17 protein-coding genes are annotated in these 20825 nt (G+C 70.3%); 6 read left to right on the top strand and 11 right to left on the bottom strand.

What is annotated here, in order from left to right; translation table 11 throughout:
- Positions 1–4: 4 nt before the first annotated feature.
- Positions 5–1696, bottom strand: a complete 1692-nt coding sequence (locus tag RWQ91_RS14010) for an MFS transporter (protein ID WP_314507155.1) — start codon at positions 1694–1696, stop codon at positions 5–7.
- Between the two features lie 68 nt (positions 1697–1764).
- Complete coding sequence (gene mfd, locus RWQ91_RS14005; RefSeq protein WP_314507153.1) at positions 1765–5373, bottom strand: transcription-repair coupling factor; 3609 nt, start codon at positions 5371–5373, stop codon at positions 1765–1767.
- An 82-nt stretch (positions 5374–5455) separates the two neighbouring features.
- Between mfd and RWQ91_RS14000 the strand changes: the two genes are divergently transcribed.
- Positions 5456–6184 (top strand): hypothetical protein, encoded by a 729-nt coding sequence (locus tag RWQ91_RS14000; protein ID WP_314507151.1) that lies wholly within the window; start codon positions 5456–5458, stop codon positions 6182–6184.
- A gap of 3 nt (positions 6185–6187) precedes the next feature.
- Here RWQ91_RS14000 and pth read toward each other — a convergent pair whose 3' ends face one another.
- Positions 6188–6772, bottom strand: coding sequence for an aminoacyl-tRNA hydrolase (gene pth / locus RWQ91_RS13995; protein ID WP_314507150.1), 585 nt, complete (start codon positions 6770–6772; stop codon positions 6188–6190).
- 102 nt (positions 6773–6874) lie between these two features.
- Positions 6875–7531: a 50S ribosomal protein L25/general stress protein Ctc gene (locus RWQ91_RS13990; RefSeq protein WP_314507147.1), complete on the bottom strand. Its 657-nt coding sequence runs from the start codon at positions 7529–7531 to the stop codon at positions 6875–6877.
- Positions 7532–7793: 262 nt separating this feature from the next.
- Between RWQ91_RS13990 and RWQ91_RS13985 the strand changes: the two genes are divergently transcribed.
- Together RWQ91_RS13985 and gndA are read left to right on the top strand one after the other, a co-directional pair.
- Complete coding sequence (locus tag RWQ91_RS13985) at positions 7794–7919, top strand: hypothetical protein (protein WP_314507145.1); 126 nt, start codon at positions 7794–7796, stop codon at positions 7917–7919.
- A gap of 210 nt (positions 7920–8129) precedes the next feature.
- A complete protein-coding gene (gene gndA / locus RWQ91_RS13980; protein ID WP_314507367.1) occupies positions 8130–9617 on the top strand; it encodes an NADP-dependent phosphogluconate dehydrogenase in 1488 nt (495 codons plus the stop codon).
- 16 nt (positions 9618–9633) lie between these two features.
- Here gndA and RWQ91_RS13975 read toward each other — a convergent pair whose 3' ends face one another.
- Positions 9634–10959 (bottom strand): FAD-binding oxidoreductase, encoded by a 1326-nt coding sequence (locus RWQ91_RS13975; RefSeq protein ID WP_314507142.1) that lies wholly within the window; start codon positions 10957–10959, stop codon positions 9634–9636.
- Positions 10960–11005: 46 nt separating this feature from the next.
- Positions 11006–12022, bottom strand: coding sequence for a magnesium/cobalt transporter CorA (gene corA, locus RWQ91_RS13970; protein ID WP_314507140.1), 1017 nt, complete (start codon positions 12020–12022; stop codon positions 11006–11008).
- A gap of 57 nt (positions 12023–12079) precedes the next feature.
- On the opposite strand from corA, the gene RWQ91_RS13965 reads away from it, so the two are divergent.
- Positions 12080–13075, top strand: coding sequence for an SDR family oxidoreductase (locus RWQ91_RS13965; RefSeq protein ID WP_314507137.1), 996 nt, complete (start codon positions 12080–12082; stop codon positions 13073–13075).
- 17 nt (positions 13076–13092) lie between these two features.
- Here RWQ91_RS13965 and RWQ91_RS13960 read toward each other — a convergent pair whose 3' ends face one another.
- Both RWQ91_RS13960 and RWQ91_RS13955 read right to left on the bottom strand, forming a co-directional pair.
- A complete protein-coding gene (locus RWQ91_RS13960) occupies positions 13093–13821 on the bottom strand; it encodes an ABC transporter ATP-binding protein (protein WP_314507135.1) in 729 nt (242 codons plus the stop codon).
- Positions 13822–13894: 73 nt separating this feature from the next.
- Entirely contained in the window at positions 13895–15370 is a 1476-nt protein-coding gene (locus tag RWQ91_RS13955; protein WP_314507132.1) for an ABC transporter permease, read from the bottom strand.
- A 172-nt stretch (positions 15371–15542) separates the two neighbouring features.
- Between RWQ91_RS13955 and RWQ91_RS13950 the strand changes: the two genes are divergently transcribed.
- On the top strand, positions 15543–16277 hold the full coding sequence (locus tag RWQ91_RS13950) for a response regulator transcription factor (protein WP_314507130.1): 735 nt from the start codon (positions 15543–15545) through the stop codon (positions 16275–16277).
- Positions 16274–17875, top strand: coding sequence for an ATP-binding protein (locus tag RWQ91_RS13945; protein WP_314507129.1), 1602 nt, complete (start codon positions 16274–16276; stop codon positions 17873–17875). The genes RWQ91_RS13950 and RWQ91_RS13945 overlap by 4 nt, the downstream gene beginning before the upstream one ends.
- On the opposite strand, the gene RWQ91_RS13940 is transcribed toward RWQ91_RS13945, so the two are convergent.
- Genes RWQ91_RS13940 through RWQ91_RS13930 form a run of 3 tightly spaced genes read right to left on the bottom strand, consistent with a single transcriptional unit; the run spans position 17869 to position 20821 of the window.
- Positions 17869–19440, bottom strand: a complete 1572-nt coding sequence (locus RWQ91_RS13940; protein ID WP_314507126.1) for an FAD-dependent oxidoreductase — start codon at positions 19438–19440, stop codon at positions 17869–17871. The genes RWQ91_RS13945 and RWQ91_RS13940 overlap by 7 nt on opposite strands.
- Positions 19437–20312, bottom strand: coding sequence for an FAD:protein FMN transferase (locus RWQ91_RS13935; protein ID WP_314507124.1), 876 nt, complete (start codon positions 20310–20312; stop codon positions 19437–19439). The genes RWQ91_RS13940 and RWQ91_RS13935 overlap by 4 nt, the downstream gene beginning before the upstream one ends.
- Before the next feature lie 8 nt (positions 20313–20320).
- Positions 20321–20821: an FMN-binding protein gene (locus RWQ91_RS13930; protein ID WP_314507121.1), complete on the bottom strand. Its 501-nt coding sequence runs from the start codon at positions 20819–20821 to the stop codon at positions 20321–20323.
- Positions 20822–20825 lie beyond the last annotated feature (4 nt).

Below are 20825 nucleotides of genomic sequence, written 5' to 3'. Positions count from 1 at the left end.
CCCCTCACGGCGACCCCGACGCGTCTTCCGACGGACGGTCTGGCGCGTAGCGGCCGAGCTGGTCGTCGACGCCGGCGGCCGCAGCCGTGGCGCTCGGCGTGTACCCGAGGACGACCGCGATGAACCGGTCCGACTCCAGGGCGCGCAGCTCCAGCGGTGTGCGGGCGACCACGGTCGCGGTGCGCCGGCTGCTGCGCAGCAGTGCGATCTCACCGAACCCCTCCCCCGGGCCAAGAGACGCGACGACGCGGCCGTCGCCCAGCACGTCTGCTTCGCCCGACTCGATCACGTAGTAGCGGTCGCCGATCTCGCCCTGGGTGATCACGGCCCGTCCGGCGGGCACGTCGACGCTCTCCAGCCCTCGGGCCAGCTGCTCGATCGACGGAAGCGGCAGCGGCTGGAACATCGGCACGCGCTGCAGCAGTCCGATGTCCACGTCGAGGTCACCGACGGTGCCGTCCATGCGGCGCAGCCGGCGCAGCGCCAGCAGCGCCAGGACGGGGCACATCAGCCCGATCGCGATCAGTGCCGCAGGGATCCCGAACCAGCCGATCAGCGCGGACGCGAGGATCGCCCCCACTCCGATCGAGACGGCGACGAGACTCTCGAGCACGCCGAAGACGCGCGCGAGCACTTCGTCCGGCGCCAGCCTCCCGATCAGCGTGAAGCCGGCGACGTCGATCAGCGCGTTGCCGACGCCCACGAAGGACAGCAGGAAAAGCGCCGCAGCCTGTTGCGGGAAGACGCCGATCAGGGCCACTGGCAGCCCCCACAGAGTGACGCCGACGGCGAACCACACCCCCAGCCGGCCGGTGCCGACCAGGAGCGACGCCGCGAGCGAGCCGATCACCGCGCCGACGCCGACCGCCGCCATCAGAGCACCGGCGCCGGATTCGCCGGTCCCCAGCAGTTCGATCGCGACGACGACGGAGAAGACCGTCAGCGCTCCACGGGTCAGCGACTGCGCCGAGGCCAGGCCGAGGATCAGCTGCAGGTCCCGGCTGCGGGTGACCGCGCGCACACCTTCGACCGCCTCGGTGATGAGGCGGGTCCGACGCTCGGCCGACGGGCGGGGAGGGGCGTCGTACCGCACCCGCAGCAGCAGGACGGCGGCCCAGAACGAGGCGGCGGCAGCCACGGCGAACACGACGGACACGTCGGTGAAGGCCAGCAGCACCGCGGCGAGCAGTGGCCCGACGAGGGTTGCGACGGAGTCGAGCAGCCCGCGTACGACGTTGGCGCTGGCAAGTTCGTGCCCGGTGCGGCACAGCGTCGGCAGCAGCGCGGAGTGCGCCGGGCGGAACATGGTCGCCGCGATCGTCGAGACGACGGCGAGGGCGTACACGAGGAACACCGGACCGGACAGAGCCACCGTCAGCGCCGCCACGGCCGTGGCGGCGCCGCGCAGGGTGGAGACGACCACCAGCACGCGCTCGCGGCGCCCGCGGTCGGCGAACGGCGAGAGCAGCGGAGCCAGCAGTGCGGAGGGCAGCATCCGCAGCAGGCCCACCAAGCCGAGCGCGAGGGCTCCTCCGGCGTTGTAGGCGACGATCCCGAGCGCGACGGTGAAGGCCCACTCCGCCGTCCACGCCCCGAGGAAGCTCAGCTGCGCGCGGCGGAGATTGGGGTTCTGCCAGTTGCTCGTGAAGGCGGCAGCGGCCTCGCCGAGCCGGCCCCGGCTGCCCCCCACGTCCATCCGGCGACTCTATGGCCTGACGAGCGCCGGCGCCATGGACGCTGGCCCGGTGTGCCGCCGCAGGCGCATCACGAGGCGCTCGCGCCGTCCGGGGCGAGCTCCGCGGCCGGCAGCGGGAACAGCTGGTCCAGCAGCTGTCGCACCCAGGCGATGAGATCGGCATCCGACACGCGTTCGTCGCCGGCACGCGGCATCGGGATCACGATCGCCTCTCCTCCCGAGAGCACCTTCGAGCTCGGGTACAGCCGCTGCAGGCGCACGCGCATCGAGTCGGCGAGGTTCGCGGGGGCGATGCGCAGGTTGGGTCCCATCGCGACGACGTCGGCTAGTCCCGCCTGAGCGGCCCGACGGCGCAGGCGCGCGACGGCGAGGAGCCCTTCGGTCTCTGACGGCAGTTCGCCGTAGCGGTCGCGGAGCTCGTCGACGACGAGGTCGATCGCGTCATCCTTGGCGGTGGCGGATGCCGCGGCCGAGAGCTTCTGATACGCCTCCAGTCTGAGCCGTTCACTGTCGATGTACGACTCGGGGATGCGCGCCTGGACGGGCAGCTCCAGGCGCAGCTCGGTCGGCCCCTCGGTCTCCTCGCCGCGGAACGTCGCCACGGCCTCGCCGATCATGCGCAGGTACAGGTCGAATCCGACGCCGGCGATGTGTCCGGCCTGCTCGGCGCCGAGCAAATTGCCCGCGCCGCGCAGCTCCAGGTCCTTCAGCGCCACCTGCATGCCGCTGCCGAGGTCGTTGTTGACCGCGATCGTCTCGAGTCGGTCCGCCGCGGTCTCGGACAGGGGCTTGTTCTCGTCGTAGAGGAAGTAGGCGTACGCGCGCTCGCGGGCGCGGCCGACCCGCCCCCGCAGCTGATGCAGCTGGGAGAGGCCGTACTTGTCGGCGCGGTCGATGATGATCGTGTTCGCGTTCGCGATGTCCAGTCCGGTCTCGACGATCGTCGTGGAGACGAGCACATCCGCCCGGCGCTCCCAGAAATCGTCGACGACCTGCTCGAGGGCGTGCTCGCCCATCTGACCGTGCGCGACGGCGATCCTCGCCTCGGGCACGAGCTCGGCCAAGTGCGCGGCGACGCGCTGGATCGACTGCACCCGGTTGTGGACGTAGAAGATCTGCCCCTCGCGCAGGAGCTCGCGGCGGATCGCGGCGGCGATCTGCTTGTCGTTGCGGGCGCCCACGTACGTCAGGATCGGATGCCGGTCCTCGGGAGGGGTCTGCAGCGTGGACATCTCCCGGATGCCGGTCACCGCCATCTCGAGCGTGCGCGGGATGGGGGTGGCGCTCATCGCCAGGATGTCGACGTTGGTCTTGAGCTTCTTGAGCTTGTCCTTGTGCTCGACGCCGAAGCGCTGCTCCTCGTCGATGATCAGCAGTCCGAGGTCCTTGAAGATCACTCCCTCGGTGAGGATGCGGTGGGTGCCGATCACCATGTCGACCGTGCCGTCCGTCAATCCGGACAGGGTGTCGCGGGCCTGCTTGTCGGTCTGGAACCGCGACAGCGCGCGCACCTGCACGGGGAACCCGGCGAAGCGCTCGGTGAAGGTCTCGAGGTGCTGCTTGACCAGCAGCGTGGTCGGCACGAGCATCGCGACCTGCTTGCCGTCCTGGATCGCCTTGAACGACGCTCTGACCGCGACCTCGGTCTTGCCGAAGCCGACGTCGCCCGAGAGCAGCCTGTCCATCGGGATGGGCTTTTCCATATCCGCTTTGATCTCGTCGATCGTCTGCAGCTGGTCGGGCGTCTCGGCGAACGGGAACGCCTCTTCCAGTTCGCGCTGCCACGGCGTGTCGGGTCCGAAAGCGTGCCCCTTGGCCGCCATGCGCGCCGAGTACAGCTTCACGAGCTCCACCGCGATGTCGCGTACGGCCCGGCGCGCGCGGCCTTTCGCCTGCGCCCAGTCGCTGCCGCCCATCTTCGAGAGCGTCGGCGCTTCTCCGCCGACGTACTTCGAGAGCAGGTCGAGCTGGTCGGTCGGGACGTAGAGCTTGTCGCCCGGGTACCCGCGCTTGGACGGTGCGTACTCCAGGACGAGGTACTCGCGCACGCTCTTGACCGGATTGCGCCCCCCACTGGAGACCTCGCGCTGGGTCAGCTCGACGAATCTGCCGATGCCGTGCGTGGCGTGCACGACGAAGTCGCCGGTCTTCAGCTGCAACGGGTCCACGACGTTGCGCCGTCGCGACGCGAGCTTCTTCACCAGGCGCTGATCACCGCCGATCGTGCGGCCGTAGAACTCGGTCTCGGTCAGCACCGCGAGTTTCGCGTCCGCGGATTCGAAGCCGCGCTCGAGCTCGCACAGCACGACGTGGGCCACCCCGGGCTCGGGGGCGGTCAGCACCTCGTCCACCCGGCGCGCGGCGATGCCGCGTTCAGCCATCACGTCGCGGGCCCGCTCGACCAGCCCCGCGCCGGAGGCGGCCACCACGACCCGCCAGCCGGCGGCCAGGAGGTCCCCGACGTGCGCCGTCGCGCCGTCCACGTTGCCCTGGAACGAGGGCACCGACGAACCCGGGACACGCACACCGGAGCCGGCGGCGACCTCGAGCAGGCCTTCGGCCGCGGCATCCGCTTCACCCGAATCGAATGCGCTCAGCGTCCACCACGCGATGCCGCGCTGACCCGCCGCGTCGCGCAGGGCAGGCAGACTGACGAAGTCCCCGGAGCCGATGTCGACGGGGCTCGCCGCGCCGGCGGTGGCGGCGCTCCACGCCGCCTCGAGGAACTCCCTGTTGGTCTCCAGGAGCGTGATCGCCCGGGTCACCGCCCGCTCCGGATCGACCAGCGCGATCGCCGAGTCCTTCGGCAGGTAGTCCACCACGGTGACGATGTCATCGACCAGGGCCGGGATGAGCGATTCCATCCCCTCGGCCGGGATGCCCTCGGCCATCTTCTCCAGCATGCCGCGGATGCCGGGGAATTCGTCCTTCAGGCGGCGCGCGCGGTCCCGGACGGCCTGGGTCAGCAGGAGTTCGCGGCTCGCGGGCAGATCGACGGCGCGGACCTCGCCGGGAAGCGAGCGCTGATCGGCGACGGAGAAGGCGCGGATCTGATCGACTTCGTCACCGAAGAACTCGATGCGCAGCGGATGGTCGGCGATCGGCGGGAAGACGTCGAGGATGCCGCCGCGCATCGCGAACTCGCCGCGGCGCGAGACCATGTCGACGCGGTGATAGGCCAGCTCCACCAGGCGCGCAGAGACCTGCGCGAGGTCATGACCTCGTTCGCCGACCGCCAGGTGCACGTCGACGGCGTCCGCGAGCCCTGCGGCGAGCGGCTGCAGCGCGCCCCGTACCGAGGCGGTGACGACCAGCGGGGCCTGCCCGCTCCATCGTGCGATGCGCTTGAGCACGTCGAGGCGGCGCCCCACGGTCTCGGGACTCGGGCTGAGCCGCTCGTGCGGCAGGGTCTCCCACGCCGGGAAGTGCATGACCTCGGCTCCGGGCAGCAGCGCCTCCAGCGCCGGACCCAGCGACTCTGCCCGCCGCCCGGTCGGGGCGACGACGAACAGCGCGCCCTGCCGGCCGCCGGCCCTGCGCCGCTCGAGAAGGGAGGCGAGCAGGGGCGCGTCGAGGCCTTCGACGAGCGAGAAGTCGGCATCGACGGATGCCGAAGCCACGGCATCCCGGAACGACTCCGCCTGTTCGAGGGCGCGCACGATCCCGGGAACTGTCACCGGACGATTCTACGGGCGCTCGCCGACACTCGGCTCGCCCGGGGTGGACGGCGACGCACGCCCTGCTTCTAGGATGAGTGCCGTGACCGAGAACCCGGCCGGCGAAGAGGCGACACCTGAACAGACCGTGCCGCCGCAGCGGCCCGCCGGCATCCCCCCGGTCCCTCCCCTGCCTCCGCTGCCGCCTGCCGCGCAGGCCGCCGCAGCGCCGCCGGCGCCGCCGTACGCGACCGAGCAGTATCCGACGCTGCCCTACGGGTCATCGGCGCCGCACGGTTACGACCGCACTGCCTGGCAGCCCTCCGGCCCGGTGCAGGGATACGCTCCCCCGCAGATGCACGGGTACGCGCCCCCCGAGGGCTACACGGCGCCCGTGCAGGGATACGGTCCCTACGTCGCGGCGCCGGGGCCCGCCGCTCCACGGGGCGGGGCGACGCTCGGGATCGTGGCGCTCGTCCTCGCCGTGCTCGCGACGGTCGCAGCGACGATCGTCGGTTCGATCGCCGCGTTCAGCATCGGGGTGGGCACCGGTCGACAGCTGGTGGTCGACCCCGCCGACATCGACTTCGACTGGTCCATCCTCACACCGGTGCGCGAGTGGGTGCTGGTCGGCGAGCTCTCGTTCTGGGCCGGCACGATCCTCGGTGTCTGGGCGCTCGTGCAGGGCATCGTCGCGATCGTGAAGAATCGCGGCCGGGGGTGGGGCATCGCCGCGGTCGTGGTGGCCGCGATCGGTCCGATCGCTTTCGCGATCGCCGTCCAGGTGTTCCTGACCACCGGCTTCGCCTCGGGAGCGTCAGCCGGCGGCTGAGCTCTACAGCCGCGGCGCGTGGTGCTTCTGCTGCGCGGCGAGCAGACCCTCGTCCACCAGCTGCTCGACGGCGTCCGCGGCGTCGGACACGAGGATCGGCAGGTTCTTGCGCTCGCTGGGCCCGAACGGGTCGAGAACCCAATCGGCGGCATCCTGACGGCCGATCGGCCGGCCGATGCCGACGCGCACGCGAGCGAACTCCGGTGAGTTCAGGGCCTTCGCCACGTCGCGCACGCCGTTGTGGCCACCGTGCCCACCGCCGGTCTTCAGCTTGACCGTGTCGAAGGGGATGTCGAGCTCGTCGTGCACCACGACCACCCGGTCCGGCTCGATCCCGTAGAAGGCGGCGAGCCCTGCGACCGGGCCGCCGGAGACGTTCATGAACGTATTCGGCTTGGCGAGCACGAGCTTGGCGCCGCCGGGGCGCAGCCAGGTCTCCACGACGCGGGCGTTGGCTTTGTGGGAGCGGAAGGCCTCCCCGCGACGAGCGGCCAACTCGTCCACGACGAGCTGACCGACGTTGTGCCGCGTCAGCTCGTAGCGCGGACCGGGGTTGCCCAGTCCGACGATCAGCCACGTGTCTGCCATGTCTCACATCCTGCCAAAGCGGCGCGTTCGCGCCGTCGAGGCGACGCTGCAGAACGCAAGAGGGGGATGCGGCGGCCGCATCCCCCTCTCACGCACGGCGACCTACTCGGAGTCGCCCTCGGTCTCGCCCTCGGCCTCGGCCTCGGCCTCCAGCGACTGGGCGGCGGCCACGGCCGCATCCAGCTCGGCGATCTCATCCTCGGCGGCGAGGGTGGAGGACGGCACCGAGATCGCGACGATCAGCGTCTCGGGGTCGACGATGAGCGACGCGCCGCGAGGCAGCGTGAGGTCGGCAGCCGTGATGTGCGTTCCCTCCTCGAGGCCTTCGACGTCCAGCTCGATGCGCTCGGGGATGTGCGTGGCCTCGACCTCGAGCAGCACCGTGTTGGCATCCTGCGCGGCGATCGTGCCGGGGGCGGACTCGCCGATGATCGAGATGGGCACGTCGACCTGGATCTTCTCGCCCTTGCGCACCACCAGCAGGTCGATGTGCTCGATGATCTGGTGCACGGGATCCTTCTGCACGTCCTTGACGAGGGTCAGCTGCTGCTTTCCGTCGACGTCGAGCTCGAGCACCGCGTTGGCGCGGCGGATGAGCAGCGCGACCTGGTGGCCGGGCAGGGCGACGTGCACCGGGTCGGAGCCGTGGCCGTAGATGACGGCGGGGATCTTGCCGGCGGCGCGCAGGCGTCGGGCGAAGCCCTTGCCGAAGTTCTCGCGAACCTCTGCGACGACCTTGGTGTCGGTCTCGGTAACCATGGTGATTCTCCTTGCGGGCACACGGCCCGTTCGATGTCGGGCCCACCGGGCCCAGGTATTGGGGTCTGCATTCGACTCGAACGCGAGCGCGTGAGGAAAGCCGTGAGCCTGCATCACTGCGTCGATCACGGATGCCGCACCCAGGCCTTCCGGCCGGTGCGAGGCATCCCTCGCCGAAGTTCAATCGCCTAGTCTACCAGCGGCGGACGCGGGCGCCGCACCGCTACCATGGGGGACGCCCGTCTCTGCCTCCGGAGGAATGATGATCGACAGCCAGACTGCCTCAGCGATGCTCCTCGGCGTGATCGGCGTCATCTCCGCACTGGGCCTGGTGGGCACCGTGCTGGCTTTCTGGTCGATGGGCCGCGCCAGCTACCGCAAGGACTGAAGCGCGACAGCAGATGCGCCCGGCCGCGCGCCGCGCGACCGGCACGTAACGCGCCCCGGCCAGACCCTAGGCTGGAATCCAATCCCCGTTGACGGCAAGGAGCTAGGCGTGTCCTCGAACGAGAACCCGGCACAGACGAACATCTCGACGGATCGTGATCAGCATCCCGGATCCACGGAGGTGCACGAGGGCGCTCCCAGCCGCCAGGACGTGCCCCGCCCGGCGCCCTCGCCTTCCGGTCCCCGGGCCTCGACCCGGCCGACCGCCAACATCGGCGTCGTGGGCCTTGCGGTGATGGGCTCGAACCTCGCCCGCAACCTCGCCAGCCGCGAGGGCAACACCGTCGCGATCTTCAACCGCAGCCACGACAAGACCGCGCATCTGGCGAGCACACATCCCGAGGCGGAGTTCGTTCCGGCCGCCTCGTACGAGGAGTTCGCGGCGTCTCTGTCGCAGCCGCGCACGGCGATCATCATGGTGAAGGCGGGTGCGGGGACGGATGCCGTCATCGACGCGCTCGTGAACGTGTTCGAGCCCGGCGACATCATCGTCGACGGCGGGAACGCGCTGTTCACCGACACGATCCGTCGTGAGAAGGCGGTGCGCGAGACGGGGATCAACTTCGTCGGGGCAGGGATCTCGGGGGGCGAGGAGGGCGCCCTGCTGGGCCCGTCGATCATGCCGGGCGGCTCGGACGAGTCGTGGGTGACCCTGGGACCGATCCTGAAGAGCATCGCCGCGATCGCGGAGGGTGAGCCGTGCGTCACCCACGTCGGTCATGACGGCGCCGGGCACTTCGTCAAGATGGTGCACAACGGCATCGAGTACGCGGACATGCAGCTGATCGCCGAGGCCTACGACCTGATCCGGCGCGGCACGGGCAGAACTCCGGCCGAGATCGCCGACGTCTTCGCCGAGTGGAACCGCGGCGAACTGGAGTCCTACCTCATCGAGATCACCGCCGAGGTGCTGCGCCAGGTCGACGCGGAGACCGGCCGCCCGCTCGTGGACGTCATCCTCGACCAGGCCGGCGCGAAGGGCACGGGCGCCTGGACGGTGCAGACCGCGCTGAACCTGGGCGTGCCCGTTTCGGGCATCGCCGAGGCCGTGTTCGCCCGTTCGCTCTCGAGCCACCCCGAGCAGCGCTCGGTGTCGGGCGAGCTGCCGGGACCCGCGGAGGGCTTCACCGCCGAGGATGCCGACGCCTTCATCGAGGATGTCCGCCTGGCCCTCTACGCGTCGAAGATCGTCGCGTACTCGCAGGGTTTCGACGAGATCCGGGCCGGTGCGGCCGAGTACGACTGGAACATCGATCTCGGCGCGATCTCGAAGATCTGGCGCGGCGGCTGCATCATCCGTGCGCAGTTCCTCAACCGCATCGCCGACGCGTATGGGCAGACTCCCGATCTGCCGGTGCTGTTGACGGCGCCCTACTTCGTCGAGGCACTGGGCCGTGCGCAGGACTCGTGGCGTCGCATCGTGTCGACCGCTGCCGGCGCCGGCATCCCCGCTCCGGCATTCTCCTCGTCGCTGTCGTACTACGACGGCCTGCGCGCCGAGCGCCTGCCGGCGGCACTCGTCCAGGGCCAGCGCGACTTCTTCGGTGCGCACACCTACAAGCGCATCGACAAGCCGGGCACCTTCCACACCCTCTGGTCGGGCGACCGCACCGAGATCGAAGCCGAGGACACGCACTAGGCGGGACGCGCTGACCTCACGCCGGCAGCACGTTGTGGTTGCGTGAGAAGACGTTGGAGGGGTCCCACGCGCGTTTGACGGACGCCAGTCGCGCCACGGTCCCCGCCGGATACATCTTCGACGCGAACACCGGGTCGGTCGATGTGGTGAAGTTGCCGTAGACGCCGGATCCGAGCGCCTCGATCGCATCCCACGCCGCCTGGATGCGCGGTCGGGACTCGTCATCGACGAGTCCCGGGATGTCGAATGCTCCCGCCATCGCGAACCACGTGGCGTCGCGCCCGGGAAACGCCGAGTCTGCCGGCGCCACATCGCCGTAGGCACCCCCCAGCGACCGCAGCAGCAGCACCGATGCGGCGTTCGACTCGCGGAAGGACACCAGCCTGTCGATCGCCTCGTCGCTGAGCTCGTGCAGGAGGGTGTTGCCGCCGACGAATCCCGGCATCGGAACCTCCGGGTCGGCCGCCGGCATGTCCAGCAGGATGTCGGGGTAGCTCGTGGTCTCGATCGCCGCATCGGCGACGCCCTCGGCTCGCAGGAGCGGAGCGAGGGCGGCGCGCGCCGCGTCCTCATCGTCCCCCGCCCAGACGGCGGTGAGCGTCGCGCCCGCCGGAGCGTTCGGATCCATCGCGGGAACGTCCATGAATGTCACCGTGAGCTCGCGGGGCGCGTCGCGCATCACCTCACGCACGGTGCGCAGCAACGGTCTCGAATCACCGGCCAGGGTCAGCGTCGCGAACACGACAGCCGGCAGCGGGTGGGCGCGGAAGTCGAACCGGGTGATCACGCCGAAGTTGCCGCCCCCGCCGCGCAGCGCCCACATCAGCTCGGGGTGCGCGGCATCGGTCACCTCGACGACCTCGCCCGATGCGGCCACCAGCTGGGCCCCGACGAGCTGGTCCGCGGCCAGGCCCCAGGCCCGGACCATCCAGCCGATGCCGCCGCCGAGCGTGAGGCCGCCGACGCCGACCGATGCGGTGTCGCCCGAGCTCAGCCCGAGAGAGTGCCCGCTGAGCACTTCGGCCACGTGTCCCCACGTCGCCCCGCCGCCGACACGGACGGTCGAGCCGTCTAGATCGACCCCGTCCAACGCCGACAGGTCGAGTGTGAGGCCGCCAGGGACGGTTCCCCAGGCGCTGTGCCCTCCGCCGCGGACGAGGATCGGAACGTGCTGGTCGGCAGCCCAGCGCACGGCCGCCACGACGTCGGCGACCGAATCCACCCGGACGATGGCGTCGGGGTCCCCCGTGCCCGAGTGGAAGTGCCGGGCGGCCTCCCAGCCCTGGTCGCCGCGCGCCAGCACGCGGTCCGGCAGGGCGGAGACAAGTTCGTCGATCTGCATCGCACAGACGATACCGACCGGCTCGGACACCGTCCAGACGCCGCCGCTACAGCCAGCCCTTGCGCTTGAATACCTTGTACAGGGTGAAGCTCGTCGTCGCCATCAGGGCGAGCGCCATCGGATAGCCCCACACCCAGTGCAGCTCGGGCATGTAGTCGAAGTTCATGCCGTAGATCGTTCCGACAAGGGTCGGTGCGAACAGGATCGCCGCCCACCCCGACACCTTCTTGACCTGCTCGTTCTGCGACAGGCTGAACTCCGTCATCTCGGCCATCGCGTCGTTCTGGCGCTGTGTGACCAGCGTCGAGTTGAGCAGCAGCGCGTTCTCGAGGATCGTTCGGAAGCTCGCCGAGCGCTCCACGATGCGGATCGCGTGGTCGTGCGCATCCCGGAAGGCGCGCTTGACCTCCAGGTCGATGCCGAAGGAGTCCGCATCGGCCTGCAGTCTCTCCAGAATGGGCACCAGCGGGCCGACTGCGCGCTGGAAATCGATGACTTCGCGCGTCAGGCCGAAGATGCGCCGCGCCACCCCGGGGTCGTTGGCGAAGAGCTGATTCTCGATCTCGTCGATGTCGTTCTCGAGACCGATCACGACAGGCTCGTACTCGTCGACCACCTCGTCGATGATGCCGTAGAGCACCGCCATCGGTCCGCGGGCGAGCAGTTCCGGGTCACCCTCCAGTCGGTGACGGACGCGAGCCAGGTCGGGCGACTCGGCGTGGCGCACCGTCACGACGAACTCCGGCCCGGCGAACACGTGCACCTCGCCGAACTCGACCTCTTCGGCGTCGTCGACGTAGCGCGCCGGTCGGAGCACGACGAAGACCGAGTCTCCGTAGCGGTCGAGCTTGGGCCGTTGGTGGCCGTTGAGCGCGTCCTCGACGGCGAGGGGGTGCAGATCGAACTCCTCGGCGATCTCGCGGAGTTCGGCCTCGTCGGGGCGATACAGGCCGATCCAGGCCATCCCGTGCCGGTCGCTCATCTCCTCGAAGGTCTGGTCGAGCGATGAGGGGTCCGACGTGCGGTGCCCGCTCACGTAGATGGCATTGTCGACGACTGTCATTTCACTCCCGCGCACACTCTACGTGCCGTCGGGGCGGGTATCGGGCACGATGGAACGATGACTTCCCAGCGCATCCTCTACGTCGGCGGCACCGGAACCATCAGCGCGGCGAGTGTCCGGCGCTCGGTCGCCCTCGGCCACGACGTCACCGTCCTCAATCGCGGGTCCGGGCGCCGTGATCTGCCGGAGGGGGTGCACGAGCTCATCGCCGATGTGCGCGACGCCGCGTCCGTTCGCGCGGCCGTGGGCGACGCGGAGTTCGACGTCGTCGCGGAGTTCCTCGCGTTCACCCCGGAACACGTCAGGGCGGACCTCGATCAGTTCGCGGACCGCTGCGGGCAGTACGTCTTCATCAGCTCCGCGTCGGCGTACCAGAAGCCTCCGCAGCGCCTCCCCATCACCGAGTCCACTCCCCTGCGCAACCCGTTCTGGCAGTACTCGCGCGACAAGATCGCCTGCGAGGACCTGCTGGTCGCCGCGTACCGCGAGCGCGGCATCCCGATCACGATCGTCCGGCCCTCGCACACGTACGACGAACGGCTGATCCCGACGATGGGGCACTGGACCGACATCGCCCGCCTGCGGCAGGGCAAACCCGTCGTGATCCACGGCGACGGCACCAGCCTGTGGACCCTCACCCACTCCGACGACTTCGCGGTCGCCTTCACGGGCCTGCTGGGCAACCCGGCCGCGATCGGCGAGGCCTTCACCATCACCGGCACGCACGCGCCCACATGGGACCAGATCTACGGCTGGCTCGCGGATGCCGCCGGCGTGAGCGATCCGGAGTTCGTGCATGTCGCCTCCGAGGCGATCGCCGCGTTCGCGCCGGATCTCGGGCCGGGCCTGCTCGGCGACAAGGCGCACTCCGTGGTCTTCGACTGTGCGAAGGTCACCGCCCTCGTACCGGAGTTCCGCACGACCATCACGTTCGACGAAGGTGCGCGGCGCATCGTGGACCACTACGACGCGCACCCCGACGAGCAGACGTTCGACGAAGGACTGGACGCGACCTTCGACCGGATGGCCGCCTACGCGCGTTCTGCCGGCTGAGCACAGCGCTGCCGCAGTCACGTGGTGACCTCACGCAGCGTTCCCTTCTCCAGCCTCAGCCGGCGACGCGCTCGACCCGCCACGGCCGAGTCGTGCGTGACGATCACGAGCGTGAGTCCGTCGGCGTTGAGCCGCTCCAGGACGACCAGGATCTCGTCGCGCATCGCCTCGTCCAGGTTGCCGGTCGGCTCATCGGCCAGCAGCACGCGCGGGCGCTTCACGATCGCGCGGGCGATCGCGACGCGCTGCTGCTGACCTCCGGAAAGCTCGCCCGGACGATGGTCCGCACGGTCGGCGAGTCCGACGTGGGCAAGCGCCTCAGCGACCCTCGCCTGCCTCTCGGTCTTCGGCAGGCCCAGCGGTTCGAGTGCCGCGTCGACGTTCTCCCGTGCGGTCAGGGTGGGGATCAGGTTGAACCCTTGGAACACGAACCCGATCTCCTCGGCGCGCGTCCGCGCGAGCTCGGCCGAGGAGGCGGAAGCGAAATCGGCTCCTGCGAGCTTCACACTTCCGCTCGTGGGCTTCTCCAGCGCACCGAGCAGCTGGAGCAGTGTGGACTTTCCGCCGCCGGTCGGCCCCTGGATCGACACGAAGTCGCCCTCCGCGATCTCGACGTCCACGCCGGCGAGCGCCGTGACGGTGCGGCCGCGCTGCGAGTAGACGCGCGTCACGCCGATGAGGCGGTAGAGCGCTTCGGATGCGGCGGCCGGTGTGCGCGGCGGCTGTTGCGTCTGGGTCTCGGACATGAGGTCTCCTGGGGTGCCGTGGGTGATGTTCTCGAAGGGTGCGCGTTCGGGCGCTGAGGGTTCCAACCGTCGCTCACGCGACCGATCGCAGCGCTTCGGCCGGACTGAGCCGCGCGGCCCGCCACCCGCCGAACGCGCCGGCGAGAAGGCCGCCGACGATCGAGATGGCGATCGCCGCCGCGACGACCCACAGCGTCAGCGGGGCGTTCAGCACCACATCCGCCGCGCCTGTCTGGTCGAGGACGGAACCGAAGCCCGGTCCCCCACCGCCGGGGCCTGCGCCGCTCGCACCGTCGGGACGGCCGACGTTCACGGCCGACGGGGCGGTCGAAACGGTGGGCGAGATGATGTTGACGATCCCGATGCCCAGCAGCCCGAGCGCGAGCCCCATCGCGCCGCCGAGCAGTCCCCGCGTGACCGATTCTCCCGCGACCTGGCCGACCACCCGGCGATCCGACCACCCGATCGCCTTCAGAGTGCCGAACTCGCGCGTGCGGCGCGAGACGCCGGAGATCGTGAAGAGGACGGCGAGGATGAGCGCGACGGCGAGCACGATGATCGCGAGCCAGGTGCCCAGACCGGTGATCAGCCCGGAGGCGCTGGCCAGGGATCCCGACACGCTCGATGCCAGATCCGACTGCGCACTCACGGTCGCTTCGGGAAGCGCCTCCTCGATGTGGGACTGCACAGTGGCGATCGCGTCGGCGGAATCCGCCTGGACGTAGACGGTGGAGATGACGTCCTCCACGCCGGCGAGGCTCTGCGCCACGTCCAGCGGAATGTACACATTCGCCGCTGTGTCCGCGTCGCTCGATGTCGAGGCGACGATGCCGACCACCTCCAGGTCGGTTCCGCCGACGTCGATCGTGTCGCCGACGGCGAGGCCGCTGCTCGTCGCGTAGGTGGCGTCCAGCACGGCGACGTCCCGGCCGGTGTCGTCCGCTTCCAGCGCGCGGCCCTCGGTGAGTGTCACCGCGGAGAGGGGTCCCACCGCGGCGGCGGCGGGATCGACGCCGAGCACGGAGAACGCGTCGACATCGAAGCTCCCCCCGCCGAAACCGCCGCTCGGCGGGCCGGCGTCCGCGTCGCCCTGGCCGGGCGCAGCGCCCGCATCCGGCACGGCTGCGGAATCCGGCAGCTCTCCCGAGAACGTCGTGTTCGTCAGACTCAGCGCCCCGGACGCGGCTGCGACCCCTTCGATGTCCGTGATCGTCTCCAGGGCGGAGGCCTCGAAGGTGCCGCGCATGAAGTCGGTCATCAGGCGCGACTGGCTCAGATTCGTCGAGCCGTCGCCACTCTGACCGTCGGCCTCATCGAACTCGAACCGCGGGCCTCCGCCTGACCCCGGCTCGGTCATCGCACCGGTGACCGTCAGATCGGTCCCGACGCCGTACACCGACTCGAGCGCCCGCGCCTGCGCGTCGCGCACCCCGGCCGCGAGCGAGGTCACGACGATGACCAGGGCGATCGCGATCGCAAGACCGGTGGCCACGATGATCGTCTGATTCTTGCGGCCGACCAGTTCGCGCCGCAGATAAGTCCAGTACATGGGTCTCCTTTCCGACGGCCCTGTTCCGCCGTTCGAGAGCACGCTACGAACCCCGGTGATGCACGCATCCTGCGTCGGCTATGAGCCGGTGATGAGCGCCGGGGGCGGTACTCACAGCCACCGCATAGCTGCTTCCATAGGAAGCACATAGCAACGGGCGCACAATGGAGCCATGACCACCACCGCGTCCGCTCCCGCACTCCGTCGCCTGGACGGTTCCGCCCTGCGCGTCCTCGTCGTCGACGACGAGCAGATGCTCACCGACCTGCTCTCGATGGCGCTGCGGATGGAGGGGTGGGACGTCCGCACCGCCGGATCCGGATTCCACGCGCTGCAGGCAGCGCGCGACTTCGAACCCGACGCGATGGTGCTGGACATCATGATGCCCGACCTGGACGGCATGGCCGTGCTGCAGCGTCTGCGCCAGTCCGGCAATGACGTGCCGGTGCTGTTCCTGACCGCGAAGGACGCTGTCACGGACCGGGTCGCAGGCCTCACCGCCGGCGGCGACGACTACGTGACCAAACCCTTCAGCCTCGAAGAGGTCGTCGCGCGACTGCGCGGGCTCATGCGCCGTGCCGGAACGGCGCAGTCCGCCGAATCGGAGCCGATTCTGCGGGTCGGGGATCTCACCCTGAACGAGGACAGCCACGAGGTGGAGCGCTCGGGCGACCAGTTCGAGCTGACGGCGACGGAGTTCGAGCTGCTGCGCTTCCTGATGCGCAACCAACGTCGGGTGGTGTCCAAGGCGCAGATCCTCGACCGGGTCTGGAACTACGACTTCGGCGGACGCTCGAGCGTGGTCGAGCTCTACATCTCCTACCTGCGCAGGAAGATCGATCAGGGCCGTGAACCGCTCATCCACACGGTGCGCGGCGTGGGCTACATGATCAAGGCCCCGCAGTGACCACAGCCCCCACCGCGGACGCGGCAGCGGGCACGGACTCCGACGCCCCCGTGGATGCGGCGGAACCGGCATCCGCAGCCGCCCCGCACCGCTCGCGCAGGCGGTGGAGCCTGCAGACGCGGCTCATGGTCACCGTGATCGGCATCGTCTCGCTCATCCTCGTGATCGTCGCGATCGCCACGAGCGCCGCCCTGGGACGAGTCCTCGAGGAGAACCTCGATCGCAGCCTCGACAGTGCCGCGCAGCAGGCCGGACGACAGCTCCAGTCGCCGCAGTTCTCCCCGGGCGATCTGACCGCATACGACGTCTTGAACGCCGGACGGCAGGAGCCCGGGTTCCTCTTCATCGCCCAGACCGTCAGCGGAGACCTCTCCGGGGCATACGTGGGTGAGAACCTCGAAGTCGAGCGGATGACGACCGAGCAGATCCAGCGCGTCGTCGACAGCTTGAGCGAGGGGGGATTCACGACCGTCTCACTGGGCGACGGCCTGGGCGACTATCGGATCGTGCCCGTGCGGGGCGCCGGCTTCGCGGCGATCGCCGGACTCCCCGTCGCCGAAGTCCGCAGCACGATCGCGGCGACGCTGACCACGATCGCCCTCGTGACCGCCGGTGGCCTGCTGCTGCTGGCGGCAGCGATCGCGTTCGTGATCCGCGCAGGGCTCAAGCCCCTGCGGGCCGTGGCCGACACCGCGACACGCGTCGCCTCCCTCCCGCTCTCTCGGGGCGCCGTCTCGATCACCGAGCGTGTTCCCGATGAGGAGACCGACGAGCAGACCGAGATCGGACGCGTCGGTCATGCGCTGAACACCCTGCTGGACCACGTCAGCGAATCCCTCGACGCCCGGCAGCGCAACGAGGAGCGGATGCGGCGCTTCGTCGCCGACGCCAGCCACGAGCTGCGCACTCCTCTCGCCTCCATCCGGGGCTTCTCCGAGCTCTCCCTGCGCGCCCTCCGGCAGGGACCGACGGCACCGGCGGCCGCGACCGTCGAGACGACCGAGGCCTCGCTCGAACGCATCCAGGCGCAGTCCATCCGCATGACCGGACTCGTCGAAGACCTCCTGCTGCTCGCACGCCTGGACGAGGGTCAGGAGCTGGTCTACGGCACGGTCGACCTGTCGCGCCTCGCGATCGACGCGATCGCCGATGCCACCCCCGCCGGTCCCGACCACGGCTGGGAGCTCGACCTCGACGAGGAGCCGGTCATCGTCACCGGCGACTCGGCCCGGCTGCATCAGGTCGTCGGCAACCTGCTGGCCAATGCCCGCACCCACACTCCCGCCGGAACGGACGTCACCCTCACTGTCGCCCGCGACGGATCGGATGCCGTCCTGAGGGTGCACGACGATGGCCCCGGCGTCGATCCCGGCATCGCCGACGACCTGTTCGAGCGGTTCTCGCGGGCGGACCGCTCACGGGCACGCAAGACCGGCGGCACCGGATTGGGGCTCTCGATCGCCCAGGCGATCGTGACCGCCCACGGCGGCTCGCTCGCGGTGCAGAGCACTCCCGGTTCGACGACGTTCGAGGTGCGGCTGCCGCTCGCTCCGACGGCGCCGGCCGTGGCGTCCGCCGAGCTCGAGCGCGATCAGTAGCCGCTGAACGCGTCGGTCGTGATCGACCGGGCGTGCTCCAGCGCCGGCGCCAGGTCGGCGATGAGGCCGGCCGGCCCCGAGATGTAGGCGTGCCGGGCGCTGATGTCGGGCACGACCTGCAGCAGCCCCGCAGCATCCAGTCGCACACCTCTGGCCCAGTGCCAGTGCCGCGGCAGGTCCTTCGGCTCGTCGCGGGTGAAGACGATCACCGGGATGCCGGAGGCCTCGAGTTCGTCGCGGAACGCGAGTTCCGACGCTTCGGAGGCGACGTAGACGAGCACGATGTCGCGGTCGTCGTCCGCGAGCCGGATGTGCCGCAGCTGCGACACGAACGGCGTGATGCCGATGCCGGCGGCGACCATGAGGACGGCGCTGGTCGACTTCTTCGGCAGGACGAAGTCGCCCCACACGCCGGTGACGGCCAGACCATCCCCGGCGGTCACCTTCGCCAGCGCCTTCTTGTACGAGCTCTGCGACTTGGCCCCCGGGACCTCGCGGAACGCGACGGTCAGCAGCGGCAGGTCTTCAGGTGCGGAGGCGATGCTGAACTCGCGGCGCGTTCCCCGCGCGTCCGCGTGCCGGTGCGGCACGTCCAGCTCGAGGTACTGACCCGGCAGGAAGGCCAGTCGGCGCTTGGCGCGGAAGGTCAGCGCCTGGACGGTCGGGGTGATCTCGGCGCGCGATTCGAGCGTGAGCTTGACGGCCGAACGCATCGAGAACGCGAACGCGAACGCCAGCAGGTTTCCGATCAGGAGGGCGCGCTCCTGACCGAGCGTGACCACACCGAGATCGATCGGCCAACCGGCGAGCACTCCCACGAGGGCGGCGACGGCGAACTGCTGCCACCGGCGCGGCGGCATGGTCAGCGGCTCGGACAGCATGAACGCGCCGAGGAACAGGAACGGCGAGGACCACAGCACCGACCAGAGCACCGTCATGGTGTCGATCTCCAGGCCCGCCTGCTGATACTGGGTGGCGGTCCGGGCGACGGCGACCGCGACCGCGACGACCAGGAAGACCAGGATCACGCGGACCTTCTCGGTGCGCACCAGCACGGCAAGGCCCAGCAGAATGACCGGCAGCGCGAGCACGGGCGTGCCGACCCACCACGACGAGGATCCGAGGCCCGGCAGGGCGATGCTGACGAAGGTCAGGGCGGCCGCTCCGGCTGCGGCGGGGTTGAAGATGTGCCGCCCGCGCCAGGCGAGCACGTACTTGGACAGCGAGGCCACGGCGGCGGCGAGGGCGAGACCGGCCAGCCCCGGCAGTTCGAGCGTCGGACGCAGGATGAACAGCAGGATTCCGGCCGTGATGAGCGAGGACTCGATGCGCCACGGGAGCCTGACGACAGCCTGGGCGGCGGCATCCACGAGCACGCAGACCAGGACCAGCAGCGCTGCGCTCACCAGCAGCTCCCACGGGCTGGGTGCGACGAGCTGGAAGAACGAGACGGCGAGCGCGATGACCGCGAGCGCCGCGAGCGAGAGCAGGGCCAGGCGGTACATCGAGATGCGGCCGAGCACCGCGAACATGCGGTTCCACAGCGAGGTGAAGGTTCCGATCACGAGAACAACTCTGCCGTACTCCCGGGCGACCATTCGACGCGGCCGTCGGTGGTCATCCGCACCCACTCGACGTCCCACTCGAACGCGAGCTGCGGCCCGCCGTCGAAGAACAGGGCCGTCGCGATCGCGTCCGCCCGCATCGCCGTCGGTGCGACGGCCCACGTCGCGGCGATCGTGCGCACGGGCTCCCCGGTGCGCGCGTCCAGCACGTGGTGCAGTCCGTCGCCCCACGCTCGCCGATTCGTCGCAGACGCGCAGAGCGCGGCATCCGTCACCTCGATCACGCCGATGACGCGCCGCCGGTCGTACGGGTGCTCGAGGCCGATCCGCTGGGACGCACCCCGCACGGACAGATCGCCGCTGGCGTCGACCACGAGATCGGGATCGATCGACTCGAGGGTCTCCACGACCCGATCCACCAGGCGCCCCTTGCCGAGGGCGCCCACGTCGATGAGCGCGGGCTGGGTCAGCGCGAGGCGTCCGTCGGACCAGGTCAGCATCTCCCGCCACATCCGTGGCGCCGGCCGGACGCCGTGGTCCACGAAGGCGTAGGCGGCGTCGTAACCCCTCGCTGAGAGTGCGTCCCCGACGAGGGGATTGACCGCCCCCCGCGTGGCACGGTCGAGTTCGACGAAGGCGTCGAGCATGTCCGCCGCATCGGGAGGCGCCGGCACGACCCCGGAAGCGGCCGCGAGCCCCGTCACGACCGAGTCCGATCGGAACCGGGACCATTCCCGGTCGAAGTCATCGATGATGCGGGCCACGGTCGAGCGCGCGTCGGCGTCGAGCGGGCGAGCCGTCTCGATGCGCCAGGCCGTTCCGATCGCGTCGAACTCCCACGCCGACCCGGTACCCCCCGAGGGAGCGGACACGCGAGCCTCTAGGCCGCTTCGGACTTGATCGTGTCGATCGCCTGGTTGAAGCCTCCGCTGGTCAGGGAGGAGCCGGCGACGCGGCTGACGGAGATCTGGTCGATGTCCTGACCCACGACGACATCGGCGATGCCGCCGATGAACTTGCTCTGGTATTCCTCCGACTCGCGCTTCTGCGGATCGCCCGACACCGCGACGTCGGTGATGATGTCGTCCTGCAGAGTGACGGTCACCACGATCGTCTCGACCGACTCGGGCGTCGCGTACGAGCCCTCGGCGGTGTAGGTGCCGTCGGCGTAGGTGCTGGAGCCCGATGCGGCATCGGACTCGGATGCCGGGGGCGTGGTGGTCGAGTCGGGTGCGGTCGTGGCATCCGTCGCGGGCTCGGACGTCGCGGCGCTGTCGGCGGTCGACGTCGCCGAGCAGCCGGCGAGGGCGAACGCGCCCGCGACGCCGAGGGCGGCGACGCTGATGCGGACGGGGCGGGGTACGGCGGCGGTGTGGATCATCGGG

It is taken from the genome of uncultured Microbacterium sp. (assembly GCF_963524805.1).
GTDB lineage: Bacteria > Actinomycetota > Actinomycetes > Actinomycetales > Microbacteriaceae > Microbacterium.
The sequence above is the reverse complement of the archived record's forward strand: the minus strand, read 5'-3'. Positions and strand labels throughout refer to the sequence as shown.

What these genes read in the sequence shown, in the direction of transcription:
- RWQ91_RS13930 (WP_314507121.1), bottom strand. Translation starts at nt 20,821, where the DNA reads ATGATCCACACCGCCGCCGTACCCCGCCCCGTCCGCATCAGCGTCGCC.
- RWQ91_RS13965 (WP_314507137.1), top strand. Translation starts at nt 12,080, where the DNA reads ATGACTTCCCAGCGCATCCTCTACGTCGGCGGCACCGGAACCATCAGC.
- RWQ91_RS13990 (WP_314507147.1), bottom strand. Translation starts at nt 7,531, where the DNA reads ATGGTTACCGAGACCGACACCAAGGTCGTCGCAGAGGTTCGCGAGAAC.
- RWQ91_RS14010 (WP_314507155.1), bottom strand. Translation starts at nt 1,696, where the DNA reads ATGGACGTGGGGGGCAGCCGGGGCCGGCTCGGCGAGGCCGCTGCCGCC.
- RWQ91_RS13975 (WP_314507142.1), bottom strand. Translation starts at nt 10,959, where the DNA reads ATGCAGATCGACGAACTTGTCTCCGCCCTGCCGGACCGCGTGCTGGCG.
- RWQ91_RS13985 (WP_314507145.1), top strand. Translation starts at nt 7,794, where the DNA reads ATGATCGACAGCCAGACTGCCTCAGCGATGCTCCTCGGCGTGATCGGC.
- RWQ91_RS13950 (WP_314507130.1), top strand. Translation starts at nt 15,543, where the DNA reads ATGACCACCACCGCGTCCGCTCCCGCACTCCGTCGCCTGGACGGTTCC.
- RWQ91_RS13960 (WP_314507135.1), bottom strand. Translation starts at nt 13,821, where the DNA reads ATGTCCGAGACCCAGACGCAACAGCCGCCGCGCACACCGGCCGCCGCA.
- corA (WP_314507140.1), bottom strand. Translation starts at nt 12,022, where the DNA reads ATGACAGTCGTCGACAATGCCATCTACGTGAGCGGGCACCGCACGTCG.
- RWQ91_RS13955 (WP_314507132.1), bottom strand. Translation starts at nt 15,370, where the DNA reads ATGTACTGGACTTATCTGCGGCGCGAACTGGTCGGCCGCAAGAATCAG.
- pth (WP_314507150.1), bottom strand. Translation starts at nt 6,772, where the DNA reads ATGGCAGACACGTGGCTGATCGTCGGACTGGGCAACCCCGGTCCGCGC.